The 19849-nt window shown below is 67.4% G+C and carries 21 protein-coding genes; 14 read left to right on the forward strand and 7 right to left on the reverse strand.

Annotation, left to right across the window (positions count from 1 at the left end; all coding sequences use genetic code 11):
- Positions 1-124: 124 nt before the first annotated feature.
- Genes ACODSC_RS04100 through ACODSC_RS04110 form a run of 3 tightly spaced genes read left to right on the forward strand, consistent with a single transcriptional unit; the run spans position 125 to position 2381 of the window.
- Positions 125-691: a shikimate kinase gene (locus ACODSC_RS04100; protein ID WP_159844681.1), complete on the forward strand. Its 567-nt coding sequence runs from the start codon at positions 125-127 to the stop codon at positions 689-691.
- Positions 688-1794, forward strand: a complete 1107-nt coding sequence (gene aroB / locus ACODSC_RS04105) for a 3-dehydroquinate synthase (protein ID WP_488812014.1) — start codon at positions 688-690, stop codon at positions 1792-1794. Before ACODSC_RS04100 ends, aroB begins: the two co-directional genes overlap by 4 nt.
- Positions 1794-2381, forward strand: a complete 588-nt coding sequence (locus ACODSC_RS04110; RefSeq protein WP_488812016.1) for a GNAT family N-acetyltransferase — start codon at positions 1794-1796, stop codon at positions 2379-2381. Before aroB ends, ACODSC_RS04110 begins: the two co-directional genes overlap by 1 nt.
- 7 nt (positions 2382-2388) lie before the next feature.
- Here ACODSC_RS04110 and ACODSC_RS04115 read toward each other — a convergent pair whose 3' ends face one another.
- On the reverse strand, positions 2389-3450 hold the full coding sequence (locus ACODSC_RS04115) for an SDR family oxidoreductase (protein WP_488812018.1): 1062 nt from the start codon (positions 3448-3450) through the stop codon (positions 2389-2391).
- 96 nt (positions 3451-3546) lie between these two features.
- Between ACODSC_RS04115 and ACODSC_RS04120 the strand changes: the two genes are divergently transcribed.
- Positions 3547-3927: a winged helix-turn-helix transcriptional regulator gene (locus tag ACODSC_RS04120; protein ID WP_488812020.1), complete on the forward strand. Its 381-nt coding sequence runs from the start codon at positions 3547-3549 to the stop codon at positions 3925-3927.
- A gap of 4 nt (positions 3928-3931) precedes the next feature.
- Here ACODSC_RS04120 and ACODSC_RS04125 read toward each other — a convergent pair whose 3' ends face one another.
- Both ACODSC_RS04125 and tadA read right to left on the reverse strand, forming a co-directional pair.
- The gene (locus tag ACODSC_RS04125) at positions 3932-4363 is read right to left on the reverse strand and encodes an MliC family protein (protein ID WP_488812022.1); all 432 of its coding nucleotides are present in this window, start codon (positions 4361-4363) and stop codon (positions 3932-3934) included.
- A 42-nt stretch (positions 4364-4405) separates the two neighbouring features.
- A complete protein-coding gene (gene tadA / locus ACODSC_RS04130) occupies positions 4406-4864 on the reverse strand; it encodes a tRNA adenosine(34) deaminase TadA (RefSeq protein WP_488812151.1) in 459 nt (152 codons plus the stop codon).
- A gap of 12 nt (positions 4865-4876) precedes the next feature.
- On the opposite strand from tadA, the gene ACODSC_RS04135 reads away from it, so the two are divergent.
- The gene (locus ACODSC_RS04135) at positions 4877-6427 is read left to right on the forward strand and encodes a pseudouridine synthase (RefSeq protein ID WP_488812024.1); all 1551 of its coding nucleotides are present in this window, start codon (positions 4877-4879) and stop codon (positions 6425-6427) included.
- Positions 6428-6430: 3 nt separating this feature from the next.
- A complete protein-coding gene (rsmD, locus tag ACODSC_RS04140) occupies positions 6431-6994 on the forward strand; it encodes a 16S rRNA (guanine(966)-N(2))-methyltransferase RsmD (RefSeq protein ID WP_488812026.1) in 564 nt (187 codons plus the stop codon).
- Positions 6995-7032: 38 nt separating this feature from the next.
- Here the strand turns inward: rsmD and ACODSC_RS04145 are convergent, their stop codons facing one another.
- The 4 genes from ACODSC_RS04145 to mutL form a co-directional block, all read right to left on the reverse strand.
- Complete coding sequence (locus tag ACODSC_RS04145) at positions 7033-7491, reverse strand: hypothetical protein (protein WP_488812028.1); 459 nt, start codon at positions 7489-7491, stop codon at positions 7033-7035.
- A gap of 222 nt (positions 7492-7713) precedes the next feature.
- Positions 7714-8166, reverse strand: a complete 453-nt coding sequence (locus ACODSC_RS04150; RefSeq protein ID WP_488812030.1) for a low molecular weight protein-tyrosine-phosphatase — start codon at positions 8164-8166, stop codon at positions 7714-7716.
- Positions 8167-8401: 235 nt separating this feature from the next.
- Positions 8402-9535, reverse strand: a complete 1134-nt coding sequence (locus ACODSC_RS04155; protein ID WP_488812032.1) for an FRG domain-containing protein — start codon at positions 9533-9535, stop codon at positions 8402-8404.
- Between the two features lie 163 nt (positions 9536-9698).
- Positions 9699-11585, reverse strand: a complete 1887-nt coding sequence (gene mutL, locus ACODSC_RS04160; RefSeq protein WP_488812153.1) for a DNA mismatch repair endonuclease MutL — start codon at positions 11583-11585, stop codon at positions 9699-9701.
- A gap of 125 nt (positions 11586-11710) precedes the next feature.
- Between mutL and serS the strand changes: the two genes are divergently transcribed.
- From serS to secF, 8 genes are all read left to right on the forward strand, one after another.
- Positions 11711-13219: a serine--tRNA ligase gene (gene serS / locus ACODSC_RS04165; RefSeq protein WP_488812034.1), complete on the forward strand. Its 1509-nt coding sequence runs from the start codon at positions 11711-11713 to the stop codon at positions 13217-13219.
- 180 nt (positions 13220-13399) lie between these two features.
- The gene (gene surE / locus ACODSC_RS04170; RefSeq protein ID WP_488812036.1) at positions 13400-14194 is read left to right on the forward strand and encodes a 5'/3'-nucleotidase SurE; all 795 of its coding nucleotides are present in this window, start codon (positions 13400-13402) and stop codon (positions 14192-14194) included.
- Positions 14191-14835 (forward strand): protein-L-isoaspartate(D-aspartate) O-methyltransferase, encoded by a 645-nt coding sequence (locus ACODSC_RS04175; RefSeq protein WP_488812038.1) that lies wholly within the window; start codon positions 14191-14193, stop codon positions 14833-14835. The genes surE and ACODSC_RS04175 overlap by 4 nt, the downstream gene beginning before the upstream one ends.
- Before the next feature lie 10 nt (positions 14836-14845).
- On the forward strand, positions 14846-15574 hold the full coding sequence (locus tag ACODSC_RS04180) for an OmpA family protein (protein ID WP_488812040.1): 729 nt from the start codon (positions 14846-14848) through the stop codon (positions 15572-15574).
- 95 nt (positions 15575-15669) lie between these two features.
- Positions 15670-16758, forward strand: a complete 1089-nt coding sequence (locus tag ACODSC_RS04185; protein WP_488812042.1) for a peptidoglycan DD-metalloendopeptidase family protein — start codon at positions 15670-15672, stop codon at positions 16756-16758.
- Positions 16759-16863: 105 nt separating this feature from the next.
- The gene (gene yajC / locus ACODSC_RS04190; RefSeq protein WP_488812044.1) at positions 16864-17181 is read left to right on the forward strand and encodes a preprotein translocase subunit YajC; all 318 of its coding nucleotides are present in this window, start codon (positions 16864-16866) and stop codon (positions 17179-17181) included.
- A gap of 34 nt (positions 17182-17215) precedes the next feature.
- Positions 17216-18808, forward strand: coding sequence for a protein translocase subunit SecD (gene secD / locus ACODSC_RS04195; RefSeq protein ID WP_488812046.1), 1593 nt, complete (start codon positions 17216-17218; stop codon positions 18806-18808).
- Positions 18808-19797, forward strand: coding sequence for a protein translocase subunit SecF (secF, locus tag ACODSC_RS04200; RefSeq protein WP_488812048.1), 990 nt, complete (start codon positions 18808-18810; stop codon positions 19795-19797). The genes secD and secF overlap by 1 nt, the downstream gene beginning before the upstream one ends.
- The last annotated feature ends 52 nt before the right edge of the window (positions 19798-19849 follow it).

The raw sequence follows: 19849 nt of genomic DNA on the forward strand, positions 1-19849 counted from the left end.
GCACCGTCCGTCCTTCGAACGGATGGCGTGGGGGCGGGCTTGGTGTAGAGGTTTGATCGATCATGCCTGCCTGCGTCGCCGCCTTCGCCGTCCTTTCGACCGACCGTTCCGCCGGAGGCGCCGGATGAGGCGGCGCGCGAATCCGGGCCCGACCCGCACCATAGCCCTGGTCGGGCTGATGGGGGTGGGCAAATCGTCGGTGGGGCGCCGGTTGGCCAGTCGGCTGAGGCTGCCGTTCGCCGATGGGGATGTGGAGATCGAATCGGCGGCCGGGATGACGGTGTCGGAAATCTTCGCCGCCCTGGGCGAGGCCGAGTTCCGGGCCGGCGAGGCGCGGGTGATCCGCCGCCTGCTGGAGGGGCCGCCCATCGTGCTGGCCACCGGCGGCGGGGCGATGATGAACCCGGAAACGCGGGCGCTGTTGAAGGCGCGGTCCGACACGGTGTGGCTTAGGGCCGATCTGACGGTGATCGCGGAACGGGTGGCGCGGCGCGACACGAGGCCGCTGCTGCGTGGCAAGGACCCGCTGGAGGTGCTGACCGGCTTGGCCGAGGCCCGCTATCCCATCTATGGCGAGGCGGACGTGACCGTGGACGTGGGCCAGGGCTCGCATGGCCAGGCGGTGGACGCCATTCACAAGAACCTGCGCCGGCACTGGCGCCACAGACGGCGCGCGGAGACGAAGACGTGACGATCATTCCGGTCAGCGGCGGGGCCTTTGCGGCCTATGACGTGGTGGTGGGACGCGGGCTGCTGGCCCAGGCGGGCGCGCATATCGCACCGCTGGCCAGGGGGCGGACGGTCATCGTCACCGACGAGACGGTGGCGGGCATCCATGCCGAGGCCTTGACGGCGTCGCTGACGGCGGCGGGCGTGAAGAGCGAGATCGTGGCCGTGCCGGCCGGCGAAGGCTCCAAGTCCTTTGCTGAGCTGGAGCGGGTGCTGGACCGGCTGCTGGAGATCGGGCTGGACCGCAAGGATGTGGTGATCGCCCTGGGCGGCGGGGTCGTGGGCGACCTGGCGGGCCTGGCGGCGGCGCTGTTCATGCGCGGCATCGACTTCGTACAGATCCCGACGACCCTGCTGGCCCAGGTCGATTCCTCCGTCGGGGGCAAGACGGCCATCGATACGCCGCGCGGCAAGAACCTGGTCGGCGCCTTTCACCAGCCGCGTCTGGTGCTGGCGGATATCGACGTGCTGGCGACCCTGCCGGAACGCCAGGTAAAGTCCGGCTGGGCCGAGGTGCTGAAGCACGGGCTGATCTGCGACGCGGCCTTCTTCGACTGGCTGGCCAGCGAAGGCGCAGCAGGCGCCGAGGGCGATCCGGCGGCGCTGGAGCGGGCGGTGATCCGCTCGGTCGAGATCAAGAGCGCGGTGGTCGGCGAGGACGAGAAGGAGGCCGGGCGGCGCGCCCTGCTGAACCTGGGCCACACCTTCGGTCATGCGGTCGAGATCGAGGTCGGCTTCGACGAAGGCGCGCTGGCGCATGGCGAGGCGGTGGCCCTGGGGTGCTGCATGGCCTTCCGGTATTCGGCGCGCGAAGGACTGTGCTCGGCCGCCGATGTAGAACGGGTCGAGGCGGTGGTTGCGGCGGCCGGCCTGCCGACACGGCTGGATCAGGCGGGATCGTTCACAGCCGACCGGCTGCTGGCCCTGATGGCGGGCGACAAGAAGGCCGAGGGCGGGGCGCTGACCCTGATCCTGGCGCACGGCATCGGCCAGGCCTTCGTGGCCAAGGGCGTGGACGCCGCCAAGGTGCGCGCCTTCCTGATCGAGGAAGGCGCGACCGCGTGATGCGGATCGCCACGGTCCCGCTTGAGGACCGGTTCGTGCGGCTGGAGCCGTTCGAGGACGGGCTGAAGGCCGAGGTACGGGCGGCGCTGGACTGCGACGCAGCCGCCTGGGATATCATGGTCGCGTCGGCCTATGGCGCGCATTTCGAGGCTTGGTGGACGGCGGCCCTGGCGGCGATGCAGGCGGGGACGCGGATCGCCTATGCGGTGCGGCGGCGGTCCGACAGCGTCGTGGTCGGCACGACAAGCCTGTACGAGATCAACCCGGCCTATCGCCGCTGCGAGATCGGCTCGACCTTCTATCGGCCGCAGGCGCGGGGCGGGGCAATCAATCCGGGCTGTAAGCGGCTGTTGCTGGGTCACGCCTTCGACGCAGGCGCGGTGCGGGTCGAAATCATCACCGACGCCGTCAACGCCCAAAGCCAGGCGGCCATCCTGAAGCTGGGCGCTAAGACCGAAGGCGTGCTGCGCAAGCACAAGATCACCTGGACCGGCCGGGCGCGTGACACGGCGATGTTCGCCGTGATCGACGACGACTGGCCCGAGGTGCGCGACGGGCTGGATCGGCGGCTGGCGGCATTCGGCTGAGACGTCGTCAGGGGATCAGGCGTTCGGTCCTCAGCTGTTCGAACAGGGCGAAGAAGGCGTCGTCGGTCGGCTGGTAGTCGAGGAAGCCCAGGCGGCGGCTCTTGCCCATGTCGGTGACCACCTCGATGGGGCGGCCGAGGTCGGCGTCGGTGTGCCAGGGCGAGGCCAGCCGATCCAGATCGGGCTCGATCAGGTTGTCGCGCTCGGCGATCTGGCGCCAGACGGCGTGATCTTCGGCCATCTGGACCTCCAGGGGCAGGGGCGATCCGTCGAACTCGGCCGAGGCCAGGCCAAACCAGTCCGCGATCCGAGCCCACATCCACTTCCAGCGGAAGACATCGCCGTTGACGACGTTGAAGGCCTGGTTCGCCGCGGCGGGCGTGGAGGCCGCCCAGACCAGATGACGAGCCAGCTGGGTGGCGCTGGTCATGTCGGTCAGGCCGTTCCACTGGGCCTCGGACCCGGGGAAGCGGAACGGACGGCCGGTCTCGCGGCACAGGCTGGCGTAGGCGGCCAGGGTGGTTCCCATGTTCATGGCGTTGCCGACGGCCTTGCCGATGATGGTGTGGGGCCGGTGGATGCTCCAGGCGAAGCCGTCGCGTTCGGCGGCGGAGAAGACCTCGTCCTCCTGGGCGTAGTAGAAGTTGTCGATCTCCAGCCGTCCCTGTTCCTCGCGGAACGGGGTCTGGGGCAGGACGCCCTGGCCATAGGCCTCGAACGGGCCGAGGTAGTGTTTCAGGCCGGTGACCAGGGCGACATGGCGCACCGAGGCCGCCGGGCGCACGGCGTCCAGCACGGTGCGGACCATGGCGGCGTTGACGCGGATGTTCTCCGCCTCCGTCGCCTGACGCGCCCAGGTGGTGAAGAAGACGGCGTCGGGGCGGGCGTCGGCCAAGGCCTTCGCTGTGGCTTGCGGATCGTGCAGGTCGGCGACGACGGGCGTGACGCCCGCCTGCGCGACGGGACCGCGGGCGAGGCCCAGCACCGACCAGCCTTGGGCTGCGAGTTCGGCCGCGACGGCGCCGCCGGCGATGCCGCTGGATCCCACCACAAGGGCTGTTCTGGACATGGTCGTCTCCTCTTCGTTCGCCCATCACCTAGTGGGGGCGACGCCGGGTCGCTAGAAGGCACCATTTGGGGACCTGGGTCCCGAAAGGCGACCACCATGCAGGCGAACAGCGAAGACGACGACTGGCGCGAGGACTGCGCGCCCCGACGGGTGCTGGAGCTGTTCGCGACCAAATGGACCAGCATGGTCCTGCACACGCTGCATGCGCGTCACGGCGGCTGTGCGAGGGCCGGCGTGCTGCTGCGCAGCCTGCCGGGGGTGTCCAAGAAGATGCTGACCCAGACGCTTCGCGAGATGGAGGTCAGCGGCCTGATCAGCCGCCATGTGCTGGAGACGATGCCGCCCGCCGTCGAATACCGGCTGACGGACCTGGGCGCGCGGTTCGTGGAGCCGGTCGAACTGCTCTACGCCTGGGGGCGGGACAATGCGGAGGCGCTGGACCAACTCGCGCCGCGACCGACGTCGCGCAGGGGCTAGGCTTTTAATCCACGGCCCGGCATTCGGTCGGTTGCCGGCCTTCGACAGACCAGGTGGCGAGGACGCCCTTGCCGCGCAGTTCGACGTTGGAGGCGCGGTACCAGATGCCGTCGGCGGCGCGTTCCTGATACAGGTCGATGGCCTCGCCGGACGAGTTGCGGATGGTCGCCATCTGGCGCGGGTTGTCGAAATCGACCGACAGGCGCTCGCCGTTGTCGCACAGGTAAACGGTGTGGACGACGCGGTTGAGGGTGCGGTCCTGGATCTCGGCGCCGGTGCGTTGGCGGGCGGTCTGGGCGTCGATGGCGCGTTCCTTGACCTCGTCGCCGGTGGTGGGCGCCTTGTCGGGGTCGGGACCGCAGGCGGTCAACAGAGCGAGGGCGGCGAGGCCGCTGAAGACGATCGACTGCGGTAGATCCGGCTTGAACAACGACATTCCCTCCACGGCGACGCCCAACAGCGCAGCTTTCGCGGCGTTCTAACGTGCGCCGCCTGCCGCCGTTCCCCGCCGTTGACGGAAGAAGGACTTGAGCAGGGTGGACGCCTCTTCGCCAAGAAGACCTGAGTCCGTCGTCGGGCGCCAGTGGCAGGTGGGTTGTTCGAACAGGCGAGGGCCGTGGATGACGGCGCCGCCCTTGGGGTCGTCGGCCGCCCAGACGACGCGGCCGATGCGGGCGTGGCTGATGGCGCCGGCGCACATGGCGCAGGGCTCGAGCGTCACATAGAGCGTCAAGCCGGTAAGGCGGTAGTTGTCGAGCGCCGTCGCCGCGCGTCGCATGGCGACGATCTCGGCATGGGCGGTGGGGTCGTGTGACGCGATGGGACCATTGGCGCCGGTCGAAATTACCTCACCTGAGGCAGGATCGACAAGAATTGCGCCCACAGGCACCTCTCCTGCGTCCGCCGCCGCTTGCGCTTGGTCCAGCGCCATGCGCATGAACCGCTCATCATGGTCCGCCATACAGACGACAACGACAAGAAGCCCCGCGCCCGTCAAGACGAACGGTCGCCCCGGCCCTTTAAATCCTCCGGTCCTCGCAAGAGCGGCGACGGGAAGACCTCCTTCGGCGACAAGCCGCGCAGCCCTCGCGAAGACGGCCCCAAGCGGTTCGGCGACAAGCCGGACCGGCCTCGCAGCGACAAGGGCGGCAAGCCGGCGTCCAGTTCGGGCAAGACCGACGCGCCGCTGCGCGCCGAGCGAATCGCCAAGACCATGGCGCGCGCGGGCATCGCCTCGCGCCGCGAGGTCGAGCGGCTGATCGGCCTGGGCAAGGTGGCGGTCAACGGCCGCATCCTGGACACGCCCGCCACCCTGGTGACGCGCGACGACGTTATAACCGTCGATGGCAAGCCCATCGGCTCGAGCCAGGCGACGCGCGTCTGGCGCTATCACAAGCCCGCCGGCCTGCTGACCAGCCACAGGGATCCGACCGGACGGCCGACGGTGTTCGACGCCCTGCCGGCCGGTCTGCCGCGCGTGATCTCGATCGGACGGCTGGATCTGTCGACCGAAGGCCTGCTGCTGCTGACCAACGACGGCGAGTTGAGCCGGGCGATGGAGCTGCCCTCGGCCGGGTTGGTGCGTCAGTACCGGGCGCGGGCGCGGGGCAAGATCACGCAGGAACAACTGGACGAACTGAAGAACGGCGCCGTCGTGGAGGGCATCTCCTACGGTCCCATGGTGGCGACGCTGGACAAGGCCAAGGAAAGCAAATCCGAGGACGGCCGCGCTCCGAGCAACCTGTGGATCTCGGTCTCGATCACCGAGGGCAAGAACCGCGAAGTCCGCAAGGTGCTGGAGTCGGTCGGCCTGACGGTCAACCGCCTGATCCGCCTGGCCTATGGGCCGTTCCGCCTGGACGTCCTGCCTGTCGGGTCGGTCGAAGAGATCGGGCCGCGCGTCATCCGCGAGCTGCTGTCCGACTACATCCGGCCCGAGAACCTGCCAACCGGCAATACGGTCGAGACGCCTGCGCCCATCCCCGGCCGTCGCGTGTCCACGCCCATCCTGAAGGGCAACTCGGGTTCGGCCATGTCCGATCCGTCGCGCAAGCCCAGCCGCGTGCGCGCCGCCGAGACGGCCCAGACCGACGCGATCGAGCGCCGCGAGCGTCCGCCCAAGAAGGAGGGCTGGGCCAAGGCGACGCCCAGGACCGGCCACCCGAAGAAGACCTTCAAGCCTCGAGAGGGCGCGCCGACCGACGGCGAACGTCCCGCACGGACCTACAAGCCCCGCGAGGACGGCGACCGTCCGGCCCGCGCCTATACGCCGCGTGAGGGCGCTCCGGCGCGGAGCAGCGACGGGCCCAAGCGCGAGTACAAGCCGCGCACGGCGGGCGCCGACGCGGGCAAGCGGGAGTTCAAGCCGCGCGGCTTCGGCGCAGCCTCGCCCAGCGGGCGCGAGACGCGGCCGCCGCGGACCGGCGGCGGCAAGCCGGCGGGGCCGTCGGGCACCAGCGGCCGCGCGCCGGGGGGCAAGCCCCGCACGCCCCGGAGCTGAGGCTTGCGGATCGTCGCGGGAAGCCTGAAGGGGCGGGCCATCGTCGCGCCGGAGGGGCAGGGCACGCGCCCGACCTCGGACAGGGCGCGGCAGGCCGTGTTCAACGTGCTGGAGCACGCATCGTGGGCCGAGAGCCTGCAGGGGCTGCGGGTCATCGACCTGTACGCCGGATCGGGCGCCCTGGGGTTCGAGGCGGTCAGCCGGGGGGCGGGGTTCTGCCTGTTCGTCGAGACGGACGACGGGGCGCGCGGCGCGATCCGGGAGAACGCCGACGCCTATGGGGTGATGGGGCGCACGCGGGTGCATCGGCGCAGCGCCACGGACCTGGGCGTGCGGCCTGGATCGGACGGCGAGGCCTTCGACCTGGCCTTCCTGGACCCGCCCTACGGCAAGGGGCTGGGGGAGCAGACGCTGGCGCGGCTGATCGAGGGCAACTGGCTCAAGCCCGGCGCCCTTGTGGTGTTCGAGCGCGGGTCGGACGAGCTGGACATCGACACCCCCGGCTATCAGCGGCTGGACGCGCGGGACTATGGGGCGGCGCGGGTGCTGTTCCTCAAAGTGCACTGAGGCCGCGACATTTTTTATGAGTGCACTTTCGTGCACTTTCAGCCGGGCGGCGGGATCGGCAGCAGCCGGGCCTCGTCTTCCGTCTCCGGCTCCTCGGCCGGGGCGGCGGTGATGAAGGCGGCCATCTCCATCGGCGTCATATGCTCCATCATCGCGGCCCTGATCTGGGCGCGGGTGTCGTCCAGTTCAAGCCATAGCCGCCGCCACCGTCGCGCCTCGACCGCCTTGCCCACCTCCAGCGCCTCGATGAACCGCAGGCCCGCCATCTCGATCTGGGCCTCCAGATTGACGTCGGCATAGAGGGACAGGTCCGCCTCGCCCGGCGGCGGCGCGACCTGATCGCTGCGTCGCCAGCCGTATTTGCGCGCGCGCTGGCGAAAGGCCGACAGGCCCAGCCCATAGCGCCGGCAGACCGTCTCGGCGCTGTAGCCGGCCAGATAGTCGTCGCGGGCCTGGACCCAGGTTTCGGCGGGATGGATGCGATAGACATGGGCCATGGGATCGGACCCTACACCCTCGCTACGTCAGAACCGGACGTGGGGCGTTTCCGTGTCCTTCTCCCGGTGGGAGAAGGTGGCCCGAAGGGCCGGATGAGGGTCGGCTCCATCCGTCGGCGTCAGCCGTCGCAGGGGCAGAAGTCGAGCATCCGACCCTCACCCTTTCGGCTGGGCGCATCGCTGCGCTCTGCGAGCCTCAAGCCCTCTCCCAACGGGAGAGGGTTACAGCTTTTCGACCAGGCCGCGCGCGGCCGCCGTCACCTCGGCCCAGGTGATCTCGAACCCGGCGTCGTCGCCGAAATAGGGGTCGGTCACGGCCTGACCCTCGCGGCCGGGGACGTGGTCGAGCAGCAGGCTGAGTTCGGCGGTCGCATCGGCGGGGGCCAGGCGGCGCAGGTTGTCCAGATTGTCGTGGTCCAGGGCCACCACATGGGTGAAGCGGCGGAAATCGGCCTGCGTCACCTGCCGCGCCCGCAACCCCGAGATCTCGACCCCATGCCGCCGCGCCGTCGCCTGCGCCCGCAGGTCCGGCGGCTCACCCGCATGCCAGTCCCCGGTCCCGGCGGAATCGACGATCAGATCGAGACGGAGCCGCTCCGCCTCGGCGCGCAGGGCGGCCTCGGCGAGGGGAGAGCGACAGATGTTGCCGAGGCAGACGAAGAGGACGGAGGGCATGGGGGGAGCTTCGCGAAGTGGCACGTTGCGGGATAGCATGTCGTACTGCCGGTCATCTCCACGCAGTTGAACTACCCATCAAAGTGACTACCGGCTAGCTATCCCTGGAGGGATTTTAGAGGATCGCGTCAGTGGGGAAAGGCCAAAGAAGCTGGTGGCGTGCCCATTGCTGGCCGTGCCTCGCCTTCGATTTGGCCGATGAATCTTGATCGTCATCTGATATCTAACCCGGCGATCAGTCCCCGAAATGTTTGTAGCGCAGCACCCGACAAGAGCCGTCGAGACCCGGCATCATCGCACCTGCCTGAATGCCCATGATCATGAGATCGTCCATTGCTTCCTTCCGGTCGGTCACCGGAATGTCGAAGGCGTGGAGGTAGGTCTTACCGCGCGTGACGTGAATGGTTTCGAAGAATGCCTCAATGTCATCGACGTTGGTTAGAGCCGCCAACGCCTGTTGAGGGACAGCCCTCGGGTTGCCCGTGTTGCGGGGCTTCATGATCGAGAAATGTGGTTTCGCGAATGCGATGGTGAACCGCTGCTTTTCGTCGAGCGTCCACTGAAGGTCGAAGGCGAAAATACGGACATACCCTTTCGTTTCGTGGCGCGGGATCGAGGCGAACGCGAAGTAAGCAGCCACGAACGGGGATTCTGTCCAGTCCAATAGCGGCGTCGGATAACCGTGGTGTTGGAGTAGGCTATAGAAGGCACCGACATCATCCGGGTCTTTCAGATCGAACGACAGATTGTGTTGTCCGCTCAGAAAATTGTGGACCTCGCTGATCGCCAATTCCCTATAAGCCAGAAGCGTCTTGCGGTTCGTCCGATGAAACGTCGTCCGTAGTTTGTCGGGCTTGGACTGGCCCCGGTAGATGAAACTCGACCGACTGTCCTCAAACATCTTAGCACGGAAGTTCTTCCAACTGATCCGCCGCGCCTTGAGCTTCGATTTCGGGCTGGCGTCGCCATTCACCAGTGTCGCCTGACCGAACAGATGTTCCGTCCTAAGGGTGATAGTCGCTGTCCCGTCAGGATGGAGATCAAAGGCTAGGTCTGCGAACTCTGCGATGTAGGAATTCGGGAAGTATTTCTCGACGTCCTTCGGTGGGAATAGGAAGCCGGTGTTCGGGTCGACGCCCGAAACGGGCATCTGCACCATTTCGAAGTGGGTTGCTCCCGCGTCCATCGAAATAGCGACGGCTCCTGAAGCGATTTCGTCTGACTCCGGGTAAAAATAGGCCAACCCAGAAAGACGATTATCCCCGACCTTATGTTCTAACTCGATGGCGAGCCACGCTTCACCGTCGTCAGTCGTGAGGCGACCTAGCCACTGGCCATCGTAGCGAGGGGTCTTCGATTTGATCGTCATCCCGCGATGATAAGCTTGGCCGGATCAAACGAAAACCCCGGCCTTTATTAGAGCCGGGGATTACAGAGAACCTCCCGCTTCAGCTCCGAAAAGCTAGCATGGGTGACTACTGAAACGAGGAAGGACAACGGCGGTTGATGGCGTCAGTACTTCCTCTTCCGCCTCACCTTCTCCCGAACAGCTTCTCCAGATCGTGCAGCTTCAGCTCCACATAGGTGGGGCGGCCGTGGTTGCACTGGCCGCTGTGCGGGGTGGCTTCCATCTGGCGGAGCAGGGCGTTCATCTCGGGGGCCGAGAGGACGCGGCCGGAGCGGACGCTGCCGTGGCAGGCCATGGTGCCGCAGATGGCGGCGAGGCGTTCCTTGAGCGACAGGGCTTGGCCGTGTTCGGACAGGTCGTCGGCGATGTCGCGGATCAGGCCCTGGACGTCGGTATCGCCCAGCATGGCCGGGGTTTCGCGCACCAGGACGGCGCCGGCGCCGAAGGCCTCGACGATCAGGCCCATCTCGGCCAGTTCCTCGGCGCGGGAGGCGACGCGTTCCGCCTCGGCGGGGTCCAGATCGACCACCTCGGGCGTCAGCAGGGCCTGGCGGGTCACGGACCCCTCGGCCATCTGGGCCTTCATCCGCTCATAGACCAGCCGCTCGTGGGCCGCGTGCTGATCGACGATGACCAGGCCGTCGCGGGTCTGGGCGACGATATAGTTGGCGTGCAGTTGGCCCCGCGCGGCGCCCAGGGGGTAGTCGAGGGGGTCGGCGGGGGCGTGAGGGGTGAGGGGTGAGTCGTGAGTGGCGGGGGCTGCGGCTGGCTGCTGGGGCCAGGCGGGGCCGTCCCAAGACGGTTCGACGCGGGCGCTGCGTTCGTTGAGGCCGGGGAGAACTTGCGCGGCGGCGGCGGGCTGGGACCAGCCGGTCCAGCCGCTGAAGCCCTGGGCCGAGGGGGCGCTGGGGCTGTAGGCGGGGCTGGCGGTCAGGCCGGTGTGGGGCTGGAAGCTGGACAGCGTATCGGCGGCGACGGTGGTGGAGGCGCGGTGGCCGGCGGCGTGCAGGGCGTGCCTCAGGGCGCCGACGATCAGGCCGCGCACCAGGGCCGGGTCGCGGAACCGGACCTCGGCCTTGGCCGGGTGGACGTTGACGTCGACATAGAGCGGATCGATGTCGAGGAAGAGGACGGCGGCGGGGTGCCGGTCGCGCGCCAGGAAGTCGGCGTAGGCGCCGCGCAGGGCGCCTTGCAGCAGCCGGTCCTTCACCGGGCGGCCGTTGACGAACAGATACTGATGCGCCGCATTGCCGCGCGAATAGGTGGGCAGGCCCGCATAGCCCGACAGGCGCACGCCGTCGCGCTCCTGATCGATCAGCAGGGCGTTGGCCTCGAAGTCGCGGCCCAGCAGGGCCGACAGCCGCTTCAGCCGGCCCTCGTCGCCGGGGTGTTCGGCGGGCAGGCGCAGGGTGACCTTGCCGTCCAGCGACAGGGTGAAGGCGACGGCCTCGTGCGCCATGGCCTGGCGCTTGATCTCTTCCGAGATGGCCATGGCCTCGGACCGTTCGGACTTCATGAACTTGAGCCGGGCGGGGGTGGCGTAGAAGAGGTCGCGCACCTCGACCCGCGCGCCGTGCGGGCCGGGGAAGGGGGCGGGGGCCAGGGGACGGGTCTCGCCGCCCTCGACCGTGATGGCCCAGGCCTCGGTCTCGTCGCGGGAGCGGGTGGTGATGGACAGGCGGGCGACCGAGCCGATGGAGGGCAGGGCCTCGCCCCGGAAGCCCAGGGTGTGGATGCGCAGCAGGTCCACGTCGCCGGCGTCGTCAGGCTCCAGCTTGGAGGTGGCGTGGCGTTCGATGGCCAGGGGCAGTTCGGCCCGTGGGATGCCCTTGCCGTCGTCGGCGATCAGGATGCGCGACAGGCCGCCGCCGTCGGCCTGGATCTCGATATTGCGACCGCCCGCGTCCAGGGCGTTCTCGACCAGCTCCTTGATGGCGCTGGCCGGCCGCTCGACCACCTCGCCGGCGGCGATGCGGTTGACGGTTTCAGGCGAGAGGCGACGGATGGGCATGGGATGGGGAAGATAGGGGGGCGGAGGGATTCGCGCCACGGCGCTATCTGCCCTCGGCGCGTTGCCCGACTCTGCGCAGGCGGGTAGAGCGTTCGGCTTCCAACGCCTGACCGAAGTTTCCGACCATGCACGACATCAGAGCCATTCGCGAGAACCCGCAGGTTTACGTGGCGGGGTGGTCGTCGCGCGGGGTGGAGGAGGCCGACGGGCTGGTGGCCGAGATCCTGCGGCTGGACGCCGAACTGCGCCACGCCCAGACCACGGGGCAGGACGCCCTGGCCAAGCGCAACGCCGCCTCCAAGCTGATCGGCGCCGCCATGGGCAAGAAGGACATGGCCGAGGCGGACCGGCTGAAGGCCGAGGTCGAGGCGCTGAAGGGCGATATCGCGGCGGCGGCCGAGGTCGAGGCGCGCGTGGGCAAGGAACTGCGCGACCTGCTGGCGGGGTTGAAGAACCTGGCGGCCGAGGATGTGCCGGACGGCGAGGACGAGGCGGGCAATGTCGAGGTCTCGACCTGGGGCGAGCCGCGTCGCACCGGTCCGGCCAAGGATCACGCCGACCTGGGCGAGGCCCTGGGGATGCTGGACTTCGAGGCGGCGGCCAAGATGTCGGGCGCACGGTTCGCGGTGATCAAGGGGCAACTGGCGCGGCTGGAACGGGCCGTGGGGCAGTTCATGCTGGACCTGCAGACGGATCAGCACGGCTATCTGGAAGTGAATCCGCCGCTGCTGGTGCGCGACGAGGCGATGTTCGGGACCGGGCAGTTGCCGAAGTTTGAGGAGGACTTGTTCTCGACAAACATTAAGTTTGAGAACTTGGCCGATCAAATCCTAAGCGAAGTCAAAGTTCATAATCGACAGTTCCTATCAGACATGGCCGAACGGCCTGAAGCTCGTCAACTTGATCCTGAGATCTGGGAAGGTGTCAGGAAATTTCTTGAGCTGAGAAACGCGAAGATTGAGGATGAATACGCTGCCGCACTCGCTCCAGTTGAGTTTATGGCAAAACCTGCGACGCAAACTGATCGCCGCTACCTCATCCCCACCGCCGAAGTCTCCCTGACCAATCTCGTGCGCGAGACCATCCTGTCCGAGGACGAGGTGGCGACGCCGATGCGGATGACGGCGCTGACGCCGTGCTTCCGGGCCGAGGCGGGGTCGGCGGGGCGCGATACGCGCGGGCTGATCCGTCAGCACCAGTTCTCCAAGGTCGAGATGGTATCGATCGCGCGGCCGGAGGACTCCGACGCCGAGCACGAGCGGATGACCGCCTGCGCCGAGGCGGTGCTGAAGGCGCTGGAGCTGCCGTTCCGGCGGATGCTGCTGTGCAAGGGCGATATGGGCTTTTCGGCGCAGAAGACCTTCGACCTGGAGGTCTGGCTGCCCAGCCAGGGGACCTATCGCGAGATCAGCAGCTGCTCGAACTGCGGCGACTTCCAGGCGCGGCGCATGGATGCACGGTTCAAGCGCGCTGGCGAGAAGAAGACCGAGTTCGTCCATACGCTGAACGGCTCGGGCCTGGCGGTCGGGCGGACGCTGGTGGCGATCATGGAGAACTATCAGCAGGAAGACGGGCGGATCGCGGTGCCGACGGTGTTGCAGCCGTATATGGGCGGGTTGACCCATGTGGGGTGACCCTTCTCTTTCGTCATCCTCCGGCAAGCCGCGCAGCGGCGTAGACCGGGGGACCCAGCGGCGCGCGAGAGCGCGAACCTGTCGCGCAGGCCGGCCGCTGGTCGTGTTGAACCATTTCGCCTTCGGCGCCGCTGGGTCCCCCGGTCTCGCTGCGCTCGCCGGAGGATGACGAAAGACAGTATGCGAATTCTTCTGACCAACGACGACGGGATCGAGGCGGAAGGCCTTGAATGTCTTGAGCGGATCGCGCGGACGCTGAGCGACGACGTGTGGGTGTGCGCGCCCGCCGTCGAGCAGTCGGGCAAGGGGCGGGGGATCACCCTGACCGAGCCGCTGCGGGTGATGAACCTGGGCGAGAAGCGGTTTGCGGTGACGGGGACGCCGACCGACTGCGTCGTGCTGGCGGTCAACGACCTGATGCCGGACAAGCCGGATCTGGTGCTGTCGGGCGTGAACCGGGGGCACAATATCGGCGAGGACGTCAGCTATTCCGGCACGGTGGCGGGCGCGCTGCAGGGGATGGCGTTCGGCATCCGCTCCATCGCCCTGAGCCAGAGCCTGGAGCGGTTCCACGACGAGGTGGTCGCGCACTGGGAGACGGCCGAGGCGTTCGCGCCGGCGATCATCAGCCGGCTGCTGGACCAGAAATGGGCGAACGGGGTGGTGATGAACCTGAACTTCCCCAACCGTCCGCCGGAAGCGGTCGAACAGGTCGAGGTGACGACCCAGGGTTTCCGAAATGTGGGCGAGATGCATGCGGTGCGGCGCGTCGATCTGCGTGGGCGCGACTATTACTGGATGAGCTTCCGCGGCGAGAAGCAGGAGCATGCCGAGGGCACGGACCTGAGGGCCATCGAGGAGGGGCGCATCTCGGTCACGCCGCTGCATATCGACCTGACGCATATGACCAGCGTGCATGACCTGAAGAAGGTGCTGGGCGGGGCGCCGCCTAAAACTGTGGTGGCAGCTGCATGAACCTGCGCGACGACCGGGCCGGGCGGCTGATCCTGTCGCTGAGGCAGCAGGGGGTCACGGACCCGCGCGTGCTGAAGGCGATGGAGAGCATCGACCGGGCGGTCTTCGTGCACGAGAAGTTCCTGGATCAGGCGTGGGAGGATCAGGCCCTGCCGATCGACTGCGCCCAGACCATCAGCCAGCCCTATATCGTCGGCCTGATGACCCAGGCCCTGGAGGTGCAGCCGCGCCACCGGGTGCTGGAGATCGGCACCGGCAGCGGATACCAGTGCGCGGTGCTGAGCCGGCTGGCGCGCTATGTCTATTCGGTGGAGCGGTATCGCAGCCTGCTGGTCGAGGCCGAGGCGAAACTGCGTACGCTCCAGATCGACAATGTCATCACCAAGCACGGCGACGGCGGCCTGGGCTGGGCCGAGCAGGCGCCGTTCGACCGGATCATGGTCACGGCCGCCTCGCCGACGGAGCCGACCGAACTGCTGAAACAGCTGAAGCCGAACGGGGTGCTGGTCGCGCCGGTGGGGCGGACGTCGGTGCAGATGCTGCACCGCTATGTGGGCCAGGGCGACGGGTCGTTCCATCGCGAAAGCCTGACCGAGGTGCGCTTTGTGCCCTTGGTTGAGGGGACGGCGAAGGAGGGGTGACAGCCGTGGGTTGAGCCTGCATGGTTCACCGATGGTTCGCTTATCGCTCGCCGCCGCCATTTTTCTGTTTTCAGCGACGGCCGTCGGGGCGCAGACATGGCCCGTTTGTTTCGAGGATAACGCTGTGCTGACGCCGGAAGGATATCGCGCCCTTCGAGAAGCGCGTGAAGCCTACGAGCAGGGGCCTGCATGGGCTTCGACGGTTACGCTCTATGCGCAACCCGGTTACGATGAAGCTGATCCAGCCGCGAAAGAACGCCTGACTATCGTCTATCTGGAAGTCATTCATGCTGGCTTCTCGCCCGCGATTGAAATCCTGAAGCCCTATGAAAGCGCGGAGCCACGCTGTGTTTCGATATCTGTCAGACGGCTTGAAGCCGGCCGACCGCCGTCTTTGAGAACATGGCACTACTATCCCGTTTTCTTCGATAGCGGCAGTGCTGTGGTTGATCCAAAGGCGATGTCGGCTTTGAGGGTCTACGCCGCGACCTACCAGCCTGGGATGCGGGTCGTGTTGCATGGTTTCACCGACACGGCAGGATCGCCGGAGGTCAATCTGGCACTGAGCCGGCGTAGGATCGACTCTGTCACGGACGCCTTCATTCGACTGGGCGTTCAGGTTCAAGACATCGAGACGGCGGCTTATGGCGAGACAAATCTCATGAGACCGACCGCCGACGGCGTATCCTATTGGATGAACCGCAGGGTGGGGATCGATATGCGGGTGCAGCCCCGTTAACCTTCGCGCCCCAATTCCGCGATGATTGCGGGGTTGGCTTATGGGGCGCGAGCGGGCACACCGACGGGCGAGTTTAACCATGTGAGGAGCAGCCGGTGGCGAAGATTTCGGGCTGGATGAAAGCGGTTCTGGTCGTGGGGGCGTCGCTGAGCACGGCGGCCTGCATCAGCTATCCGTCCGAGCCGCGCTATTCGACGCATGCGAATCCGGCGCCGGCCCAGGGGACGGGGGGCTATCCCCAGTCGACCTATCCGAACGCCCCGCAAGGCCAGCCCTATCAGCCGGCGCCCTATGAGTCGCCGCCTCCGGCGACGGCGCCGATCGGCCAGGTGGAGGGCGGGGCCCTGCCGCCGACCGTCAGCGTGGGGCCGAGCCAGCCCGCCTATCAGCCGCCGACCACGCAGCCTCCTGTCTATACGCCGGCCCCTTATCCATCCTCGTCTGCGCCGGTTCGTCCGGGCGCGGCCTATGTGATCCAGCCGGGCGACACCATCTCGGGCGTCGGACGGCGGTTCCAGACGCCGGTGCAGACGCTGATCGATCTGAACGGCCTGGGGCCGCGCGGCGCCATCACGACGGGCCAGCGAATCATCCTGCCGGAAGCGGCGGTGGATACCGGCAACGATCCCTATGCCACCGGACCCTCGCCCGTCGGGGTTCTGGTGCCCAACAACGGCGTGATCCCGCCGCCGCCGCCGCCGCCCTCGGGCAATGCGGCCCTGCCGGTGCAGACGCGACCGGCGACGCCGCCGATTTCGCAAGCGCCTGTGTCCCAGGCGCCCGCAGCGACCGGGCAGCCGAACCTGTTGTGGCCGGTGCGGGGCGACATCGTACGGCGCTTCGGTCCCGTGGGCATGGGCGAGCGCAACAACGGCATCAACATCGGCGCCTCGGCCGGCGCTGAGGTCGTGGCCTCGGCCGCCGGGCGGGTGGCCTATGTCGGCGACGATCTGGTGGGGCAGGGGTTGACGGTGCTGATCGTCCACGCCAACGGCTGGCGCACGGTTTACGGCCATCTGGGCTCGGCCACGGTGAAGGACGGCGACGACGTGCGGGCGGGTCAGCAGATCGGCACCGTGGGCCTGACGGCCGGCGACGGGCGCCCCTCGATCCACTTCGAGACCCGCCAGATGCGCGGCGACGACCCCGTCGCGATCGATCCCCTGACGGTATTGCCGCGCTGATCGATTTAGTCGCGTTGCAATCCGCGAGGCGCGGCCCTAGGTTCCGCGCCTCGTTTTAATGGGGGCGCCGACGAGGGCTGCCCCCTCTATGTTCGGAGACTACCCATGGGCGGAGCGGCTGACGGCGGCTTGACGGCGCAACTGATCGGCTTTGCGCCGATCATCGGCATCTTCATCCTGTTCTACTTCCTGTTGATCCGCCCGCAACAGAAGCGCGCCAAGGAACATGCGACGGCCATTTCCGCCGTGAAGCGCGGCGACACCGTCGTTCTGGGCAGCGGCATGATCGGCAAGGTCACGCGCGTTGAGGACGCCGAGGTCAATGTCGAGATCGCGCCCAGCGTCAACGTGCGCGTGGTCAAGTCCATGATCGCCGAGGTGCGCAACCGCACCGCCATCGCCGCCAACGATTCCAAGGCCTGATACGCTCGCGTATCGCTGAACCGAGACCGCCCTCATGATTCAGCTGTCGCGCTGGAAAGTCATACTCGTCGTCGCTGCGGCCGTGTTCGGTTGCCTGTTCGCATTCCCGAACGTGCTGTCGGATGCCCAACGCGAGGCGCTGCCGGGCTTCGTGCCCAAGAACAAGCTGAACCTGGGGCTGGATCTTCAGGGCGGGTCTTATCTGCTGCTGGAAGTCGACGTGCCGGCGATGCGCGAGAAGCGCATCACCAACCTGATCGAAGACGTTCGGGTCACGCTGAACGGCGCAGGCATCGCCACCAACGGTTTCCAGCGTGAAGCCGGCGGCGTGGTCGTCACCCTGGCCAATCCGGCCCAGAACGATGCGGCGTTTACGGCGCTGCAGCAGCTAGCCGGTCAGGCCGGCGCGGGCGGGCAGGTCGAACGCGCAGCGACGCGCCTGGGCGACAACCGCATCCGGTTCGCCTACACCGATGCTGCGCTGAACGGCATGGGCGCCACGGCCGTGGATCAGTCGATCGAGGTGGTGCGCCGCCGGATCGACAGCCTGGGCACCCGCGAACCCTCCATCACCCGTCAGGGCGCCGACCGCATCGTGGTCCAGGCGCCGGGCGAGAGCGATCCGACCAAGCTGGAAGAAGTCATCGGCCAGACGGCCCAACTGACGTTCCAGATGGTGGATGTCGAAAACTCGGTCACCGAGGCCCAGGCGGGCCGCGTGCCGCCCGATTCCGAACTGCTAGTCGGCGAGGACGGCACGCCGTACCTGGTCAAGAAGCGCGTCCTGGTGTCGGGCGAAAACCTGACCCGTGCAGGCGTCGGTTCGGACCAGAGCGGCCGACCGGCCATCGACTTCCGATTCGACGGGGCCGGCGCACGCCGGTTCGGCGAAGCGACCGCCGCCAACCTGCAAAAGCCCTTCGCCATCATTCTGGACGGCAAGGTCATCTCGGCTCCGACGATCCAGAGCGCAATCACCTCGGGATCCGGCCAGATCACCGGGCAGTTCACCATTCAGGAAGCGGCGACGCTGGTGAACCTGTTGAACGGCGGGGCTCTGCCGGCGCCGCTGAACGTCGAGGAACGCCGGACCGTGACGGCCGAGCTGGGCGCCGATGCGGTGCAGGCCGGCGCCCTGTCCACGGCTGTCGGCTTCGGCATCATCGTGCTGTTCATGATCCTGGCCTATGGCTTCCTGTTCGGCGGCGTGTCCGTGGTCGGCTTGGTGCTGAACGGCGTGCTGATTGTGGCGGCCATGTCGTTGACCCAGGCCACCCTGACCCTGCCGGGCATCGCGGGTCTGATCCTGACATTCGCGGTCGCGGTGGACGCCAACGTGCTGATCTATGAGCGAATGCGCGATGAGGCCCGGTCGGGCCGCAGCGTCATCGCCTCGATGGACGCCGGCTTCAACAAGGCCATGGGCACCATCATCGACGCCAACCTGACGACCTTGGTCGCGGCGGGCATCATGTTCGTGTTCGGCGAAGGGCCGGTGCGCGGGTTCGCCTGGACCCTGACCATCGGCGTCTTCACCTCGGTCTTCTCTTCGGTCCTGGTCGCCCAGGTCCTGCTCGGCTACTGGCTCAAGACGGCCAAGCCCAAAAAACTGCCGATCGCGGAGTGATGGCGATGCGTGGATGGCCCTTCATCAAACTGCTGCCGCAGAAGACGAACTTCCATTTCGTCAAATACGCCCGGTTCGCCGGCGTGCTGTCGGTGGTCCTGTGCCTCGCGGCGATCGTGTCGTGCTTCTATCCGGGCCTGAACATGGGCATCGATTTCCGGGGCGGCGCCTCGATGGAGGTGTCCAAGCCGGCCGGGCAGGTGATCGAACTGGATCGCGTGCGCGAGTCGGTAAACGGCCTAAACCTGGGCGACGTCCAGGTGCAGGGCATCGCGCGCCGCGACACCAATGCGGATGACGGCTCGACCGCCATCCTGCGCTTTCAGGTGCCGGAAGGACGCGACCAGACCCAGGTGGTCAACCAGGTCGAGGGCGCCATCAGCCAAGCGGTCGGCGAAGTCACCTATTCGGGCGTCAGCGTCGTCGGCTCTAAGGTGTCGGGCGAACTGTTCACCTCGGGCCTGCTGGCGCTGGGCGTCGCGATCGGCCTGATGTTCCTCTACATCTGGTTCCGGTTCGAGCCGCAGTTCGGTTTCGGCGCCGTGGTCGGTCTGCTGCACGACGTGATCCTGACGTTCGGGCTGATCGTGCTGTTCAAGCTGGAGTTCAGCCTGAACATGGTCGCCGCCGTCCTGACCGTCATCGGCTATTCGATGAACGACACCGTGGTGGTGTTCGACCGCCTCCGAGAGAACCTGCGCAAATACAAGACCATGCCGTTGCGCGACGTGATCGACCTGTCGCTGAACGAGACCCTGTCGCGGACGATCATCACGGGCGTGACCGCCGTCATGGTGCTGGCGGCCCTGGCCATCTTCGGCGGCGAGGCCCTGTTCGGCTTCTCGATCGCGCTGATGTTCGGCATCATCATCGGCACCTATTCGTCGATCTACGTCGGCGCGCCGATCATCCTGCTGTGGGGCGTCAAACGCGGTACGCTGGCCGACGACGCCAAGCCGGTGAAGCTGGGCATGGCCAGCCGGCCGTAGGTCGGGCGTCATCGAAGAAAATCAGGCCGCCCTTGCATCGCTTGGGCGGCCT

It is taken from the genome of Brevundimonas sp. FG128 (assembly GCF_057809775.1).

Excerpts from the sequence above, each read along its gene's own strand:
- tadA (WP_488812151.1), bottom strand. The coding sequence starts at position 4,864 with ATGCGCATGGCGCTGGACCAAGCGCAAGCGGCGGCGGACGCAGGAGAG.
- secF (WP_488812048.1), top strand. The coding sequence starts at position 18,808 with ATGGCGATGCGTGGATGGCCCTTCATCAAACTGCTGCCGCAGAAGACG.
- mutL (WP_488812153.1), bottom strand. The coding sequence starts at position 11,585 with ATGCCCATCCGTCGCCTCTCGCCTGAAACCGTCAACCGCATCGCCGCC.
- ACODSC_RS04135 (WP_488812024.1), top strand. The coding sequence starts at position 4,877 with ATGGTCCGCCATACAGACGACAACGACAAGAAGCCCCGCGCCCGTCAA.
- ACODSC_RS04150 (WP_488812030.1), bottom strand. The coding sequence starts at position 8,166 with ATGCCCTCCGTCCTCTTCGTCTGCCTCGGCAACATCTGTCGCTCTCCC.
- ACODSC_RS04125 (WP_488812022.1), bottom strand. The coding sequence starts at position 4,363 with ATGTCGTTGTTCAAGCCGGATCTACCGCAGTCGATCGTCTTCAGCGGC.
- ACODSC_RS04120 (WP_488812020.1), top strand. The coding sequence starts at position 3,547 with ATGCAGGCGAACAGCGAAGACGACGACTGGCGCGAGGACTGCGCGCCC.
- serS (WP_488812034.1), top strand. The coding sequence starts at position 11,711 with ATGCACGACATCAGAGCCATTCGCGAGAACCCGCAGGTTTACGTGGCG.
- secD (WP_488812046.1), top strand. The coding sequence starts at position 17,216 with ATGATTCAGCTGTCGCGCTGGAAAGTCATACTCGTCGTCGCTGCGGCC.
- yajC (WP_488812044.1), top strand. The coding sequence starts at position 16,864 with ATGGGCGGAGCGGCTGACGGCGGCTTGACGGCGCAACTGATCGGCTTT.
- ACODSC_RS04115 (WP_488812018.1), bottom strand. The coding sequence starts at position 3,450 with ATGTCCAGAACAGCCCTTGTGGTGGGATCCAGCGGCATCGCCGGCGGC.
- surE (WP_488812036.1), top strand. The coding sequence starts at position 13,400 with ATGCGAATTCTTCTGACCAACGACGACGGGATCGAGGCGGAAGGCCTT.
- ACODSC_RS04110 (WP_488812016.1), top strand. The coding sequence starts at position 1,794 with ATGCGGATCGCCACGGTCCCGCTTGAGGACCGGTTCGTGCGGCTGGAG.
- ACODSC_RS04175 (WP_488812038.1), top strand. The coding sequence starts at position 14,191 with ATGAACCTGCGCGACGACCGGGCCGGGCGGCTGATCCTGTCGCTGAGG.
- ACODSC_RS04145 (WP_488812028.1), bottom strand. The coding sequence starts at position 7,491 with ATGGCCCATGTCTATCGCATCCATCCCGCCGAAACCTGGGTCCAGGCC.
- ACODSC_RS04155 (WP_488812032.1), bottom strand. The coding sequence starts at position 9,535 with ATGACGATCAAATCGAAGACCCCTCGCTACGATGGCCAGTGGCTAGGT.
- ACODSC_RS04100 (WP_159844681.1), top strand. The coding sequence starts at position 125 with ATGAGGCGGCGCGCGAATCCGGGCCCGACCCGCACCATAGCCCTGGTC.